Annotated in this window: 4 protein-coding genes and 1 pseudogene; 3 read left to right on the forward strand and 2 right to left on the reverse strand. The window is 69.6% G+C overall.

Translation table 11 applies throughout. The annotated features are described in order from the left end of the window. Positions 1–127: pseudogene (locus tag ACRDSQ_RS05710) on the forward strand (IS5/IS1182 family transposase); the annotation flags it as partial. 121 nt (positions 128–248) lie between these two features. Here ACRDSQ_RS05710 and ACRDSQ_RS05715 read toward each other — a convergent pair. After that, positions 249–1,844 (reverse strand): CocE/NonD family hydrolase, encoded by a 1,596-nt coding sequence (locus ACRDSQ_RS05715; RefSeq protein WP_431419418.1) that lies wholly within the window; start codon positions 1,842–1,844, stop codon positions 249–251. Between the two features lie 207 nt (positions 1,845–2,051). Here ACRDSQ_RS05715 and ACRDSQ_RS05720 point away from each other — a divergent pair, with 207 nt between their 5' ends. Next, positions 2,052–2,192 (forward strand): hypothetical protein, encoded by a 141-nt coding sequence (locus ACRDSQ_RS05720; RefSeq protein WP_431419420.1) that lies wholly within the window; start codon positions 2,052–2,054, stop codon positions 2,190–2,192. Between the two features lie 334 nt (positions 2,193–2,526). Next, positions 2,527–4,416, forward strand: a complete 1,890-nt coding sequence (locus ACRDSQ_RS05725; RefSeq protein WP_431419421.1) for a M14 family zinc carboxypeptidase — start codon at positions 2,527–2,529, stop codon at positions 4,414–4,416. 2 nt (positions 4,417–4,418) lie between these two features. Here the strand turns inward: ACRDSQ_RS05725 and ACRDSQ_RS05730 are convergent. Further along, on the reverse strand, positions 4,419–4,987 hold a 569-nt coding region (locus tag ACRDSQ_RS05730; RefSeq protein WP_431419423.1), incomplete at its 5' end, for a hypothetical protein.

Genomic DNA, 4,987 nt, shown 5'->3' on the forward strand with positions numbered 1-4,987 from the left:
TGTCAATGACGTCACCCAACTCCTCCCGCTGGTCGACGCGATCCCGCCGGTGCGGGGCCGGCGCGGGCGTCCCCGCCGGAGGCCCGACGCGCTCTACGCCGACCGCGCCTACGACTCCGCCAAGCACACGGTTCGACCGACCTGAATCCGGTCGCCGCCTGCTCGCGGCGAGGTGTGGTCTCCCGGTGAAGGGGATGGGTGCGGCGCTCACCGGGCGCGGGTGCGGGCCTTTGATCCACGGAACCGGCTCACCTCGTGGTGATCTCGGCTGCGGGCAGGGTCAGGACCGAGGGGTGTGCTGGGTCGTGGAAGATCTCCTGCTCCGCCGCGCGCAGGGTGGTCGCGGTGGTGAGTGGTTCGCCGGTGCCGGTGTTGCGGACCAACCTGGGGTGCGCTCCGCTGCCGACCTGCAGGCGGAGGCGGTGTCCGGCGCGGAAGCGGTGGGCGGTGGCGGTGAGATCGACGGTGACTGTGCGAACCCCGTCGGCGTCGGGGGCCGGGTCGCCGGGGCGCAGCCTGCGGGCGCCGTCGCAGAGGTTCGTGGAGCGGCCGTTCGGGGCCACATCGCACAGGCGGGCGACCAGGTCGGTGTGCTCGAGGGTCGAGCGCAGCCGGATCGTGGCCGTGATCGGGCCGATGACCTCGAGGTCGGCTGCCAGGGCGTCGCTGGTGAAGGTCAGGACGTCGTGGCGGGCCTCCAGGTCCCGGTTGTCCTTGGCGCCCGCGGCTCCGTCCCAGTTCTCCATCGCACCGCCCACGGCGGGTGTCGGGTCCGCCGGGTCGTACCGGTAGCGGTCCGGCGGCGAGTCCGGGGCGGGACTCGTCGACAGCCCGCCGTCGGGGTGCAGGTGCCACTCGGTGGGCGGGTAGCCCGGCGGTGGCCAGTCCGGCAGGTCCCGCCATTCGTCGACTCCGCCGACGTGCACGCGGACCGGCGCGTGGCCGGGTGGGGCGCAACCGTGTGCGGCGGCGTCGAGCCAGGTGTCGACGTCGGCGCGGTAGCTTCGGTCGACGGCGCCGCGGCCGTGGTACCAGGGGCCGATGACCAGGCGCGCTCGCTTGCCCGCGGCGCGCAGGGCCGTGTAGTCGGCGAGCGTCGAGGGCAGGCAGAAGTCGTGCCAGCCGGTGGCCAGGTGCACCAGGTCGGGCATCCCGGTGGCGTTCGTTCGCAGGTCGAGTCGCTTCCAGTACCCGTCGTCGTGTTCGCGATCGAGCCACTCCTGGAAGTAGGGGACCGGGCGACCGACAAGACGTCGATCGGCCGTGCCGAGTGGCAGATCGGCGAGCACCCGCTTCGCCTGGCGTGCGCCGAGAACCGACGCGGCCATGCCACGCAGCGTCGAGGCCCTCGGGTGGTCGGCCTGCCATTCGACGGTGTGGACGTAGCCGAGCATCACCGCCCCCGCGAACACGCTGCCCGGCAGGACGAGCCCGTCCCGCAGGTCCGACGGCGCGTCCTGCAGGATCGCCAGCCGCCACTGCGGGATGTCGGTCCCGGCCAGGAACCAACTGGCCCGGCCGATCGCGCTGAGCCCCCAGGTCACGATGGCGCCCCCGAACCACGGTTGGGCGCGCAGCCAGCCGAGTACGGCGGCCACGTCGTCCGGCTCGTAGGACATGCCGTCGAACGTCCCACCCGAGCCGTCGGTCCCGCGGATCGCCTCGATGAGCACGTCCGCGCCGCGGCGGGCGAACCGCTTGGCCATCGACGCGATCTGCTTGCGCTCGTAGGGAGTTCGGATCCACACGACCACTCCGGTTGCCTTGCCGGATGGGTGGATGTGGTCGACGAGCAGGGTTGTGCCGTCGGTGGTGACCACGGGCAGATTCCGATCGACTCGCATGTGGGCTCCCGTCGAGGATCCGGCGTTTTCCAATGCGATCGTATTGCATAAGCCCGGCGGCTGGCCACCGTGGAGCGGGCAACCAGTCGTGATGAGCGGGACAGCCGGGTGCCCCGGTGGCGTACCGGTTGGCGTACCAGTTGTTGCCCGAGTAGAAGAGGTGCCACGCGAACTCCAACTTCGCAGGGAGGTGGCGTAGCCGATGCAATGCTTCGCCTCGCGGCCGCCACCTCCCGCACCGCGGCCTCGCGGTCGGCGACCTCCTGCAGCCCGATCACCGCGGGCCGCTCGGTGTCGATCCGCCGGGCCAGGTCGGCCTTGACGCCGCCCGCGTCCCCGACGTTGTAGGTGACGACCTTGATCGTGTGCTCGTCCACCGCCTCGGCGGCTCCCGCGCCGGCGACCTGACGCGTCGACGGGTCATTCACCTGGCTCGCGTCACGTCCAGTGCCAAACCCGACAAATGCGGGAAACCGGACAGCGGTTTCTCTTCCCAGTATTGGCAATGGGGAAATAGTCGCCGCTATTGCCGCCTTGTTCTGGGGGCGGCCGAGGATCATTCTTCGCAATGCCATTGATGCCATCAACGGGCGTTCACCGTGGTCAGGGCGCCCGACCTCTTCCGTGCCGCTGACCCGGCACTCCAGTTGGAGGCACTGTGAAACGCGGACGAGTTTCGCTGATGGCTGGGGCGGCCGCCGCTCTCGCCGTGATCGTGGCGATGAGCGGCAACCCGGCACTGGGTGATGGGGCGCGCGGCGAAACCCGCGCGGCGGGCGAGTATCACGTCACCGGAGTCCGCACGGCGGCGCAGCGGACGGCGATCGCCAAGACCGGCGCGGCGATCAACGGCACCGAGGACAGCCGCCTGCAGATCACGGCCACCCCTTCGGAGGTCGCCAAAATCCGCGCCCAGGGCTTCACCGTCGAGGCTGAGACCGCGCCGGTGACCATCCAGAGCGAAGCCGCACCGCAGGACTTCCCGAGCTCGGATTCCGCGTACCACAACTACTCGGAGATGGTGGCGGTCATCAACCAGACCGTCGCCGCCCATCCGGGGATCTTCAGCAAGCAGGTGTACGGCAAGTCCCACGAGGGCCGCGACCTCTACGCGTTGAAGATCTCGGACAACGTCGCGACCGACGAGAACGAGCCGGAAGTCTTATTCACCCACCACCAGCACGCCCGTGAGCACCTCACGGTCGAGATGGCGGTGTACCTGATCAAGGAACTCACCGGCAAGTACTCGACGGACCCGCGGATCAAGGGTGTCGTCGACTCGCGCGAGATCTGGATCCTGCCCGACCTCAACCCCGACGGCGGCGAATTCGACATCTCCACGGGCTCGTACAAGAGCTGGCGCAAGAACCGGCAGCCGAACGCGGGCTCGACGTACGTGGGCACGGACCTGAACCGCAACTGGAACTACAAGTGGGGCTGCTGCGGCGGATCGTCGGGCAGCTTCAGCTCCGACACCTACCGCGGCGCGGCCCCGGAGTCGGCGCCGGAAGTGAAGGCGGTGGCGAACTTCGTGCGCGGCCGCGTGGTCGACGGCAAGCAGCAGATCACCGTGGGCATCGACTTCCACACCTACTCGGAACTGATCCTGTGGCCCTTCGGCTACACCTACGACGACACCGCGCCGGGCCTGACCGTCGACGACCAGAGGGTGTTCTCGACCATCGGTCGGGCGATGGCGCAGACCAACGGGTACACCCCCGAGCAGTCCTCCGACCTGTACATCACCGATGGCTCCATCGACGACTGGCTGTGGGGTGACCAGAGGATCTACGGCTACACCTTCGAGATGTTCCCGTCCGGTGCGCTCGGCGGCGGCTTCTACCCGGGTGACGAGATCATCGCCCGCGAGACCTCCCGCAACCGCGCCGCGGTCCTGCATCTGCTCGACTACGCCGATTGCCCGAAGCGGGCCATCGGCCAGAGCTGCTCGGCCCCCGGCGCGGTGACCGTGGCCGACCCGGGCAGCAAGACCGCGACAGTCGGGACCGCGATCTCCCCGGTGCAGCTGCAGGCTTCCGGCGGCACCGTGCCCTACACGTGGTCGGCCACGGGCCTGCCCGCGGGCCTGTCGCTCAACGCCTCGACCGGTGTCATCTCAGGCACCCCGGCGGCGGCGGGCACGTCCACGGTGACGGCGACGGCGACGGCCTCGGCGGGCGGTTCGGGCAGCACCACGTTCACCTGGACCGTCAACGCGTCGGGCACGTGCGCGGCGGCGACCAACGGCACGGATGTGTCCATTCCGGACAACGGCGCGGCCGTGACGAGCACGATCACCATGTCGTGTGCGGGAACCGCGTCGGCCACCAGCAAGGTGGAGGTGCACATCAAACACACGTGGCGCGGCGACCTGGTCATCGACCTCGTGGCGCCCGACGGGAGCAGCTACCGGTTGAAGGGCTCGTCCTGGTCGGACAGCGCGGACAACGTCGACGCCACCTACACCGCGAACCTCTCCACCGAGGCGCGCGGCGGTGACTGGAAACTCAAGGTCCAGGACGTGGCCGGCCAGGACGTCGGCCACATCGACAGTTGGACCCTGACGCTCTGACCTCACGGTCGAGGACCGCTCCCGGCGTCCGGGGGAGCGGTCCTCGGCACGCGTCTCGCTACGCCATCGATGGCGACACAGCGACCGTAGACACGGTTGTGGCCGGTCCAGCCGTTGACACGGCCCCGGTTGTTGCTGATCTGCACGCGTCGGGTCGCGGGGTTGATCGCGGACACCAAGTGGAGGTATACCGACCCGGCGACGCGGCACAGGACGATGTCACCGACTTCGACGGTGGTCGGATCCACCGGCGCCACCTTCACCAGCTGGCGACTGTGGATCAGCGGCACCATCGAGTTGCCACTAGGCCGAAACTCGACTGTCTCTCCGGCGGCGACCCGCGCCGCGACCGCGTCCAACATCCCCACGGCGCCATCATTGCCCGCCAGGGCCAACTCGCGTAGCGAATATTCGGAAGTGGCGGCCAGCGGGACTTGGCGCCCAGCACAGGTGAGCATTACACCGTTGCGGCAGGCGTCGAGGGTGATCACGGCGAGGTGTTCGTAGAGCGGCCGTTCCGGAGCGAGTTCGTCTGAGGTGGAGAGGTGCGGGACCCGGCGGGGTGCCGGGT

Origin of the sequence: Actinokineospora sp. (genome assembly GCF_050699995.1) — a bacterium.
In the GTDB taxonomy this organism is placed as follows: domain Bacteria; phylum Actinomycetota; class Actinomycetes; order Mycobacteriales; family Pseudonocardiaceae; genus Actinokineospora.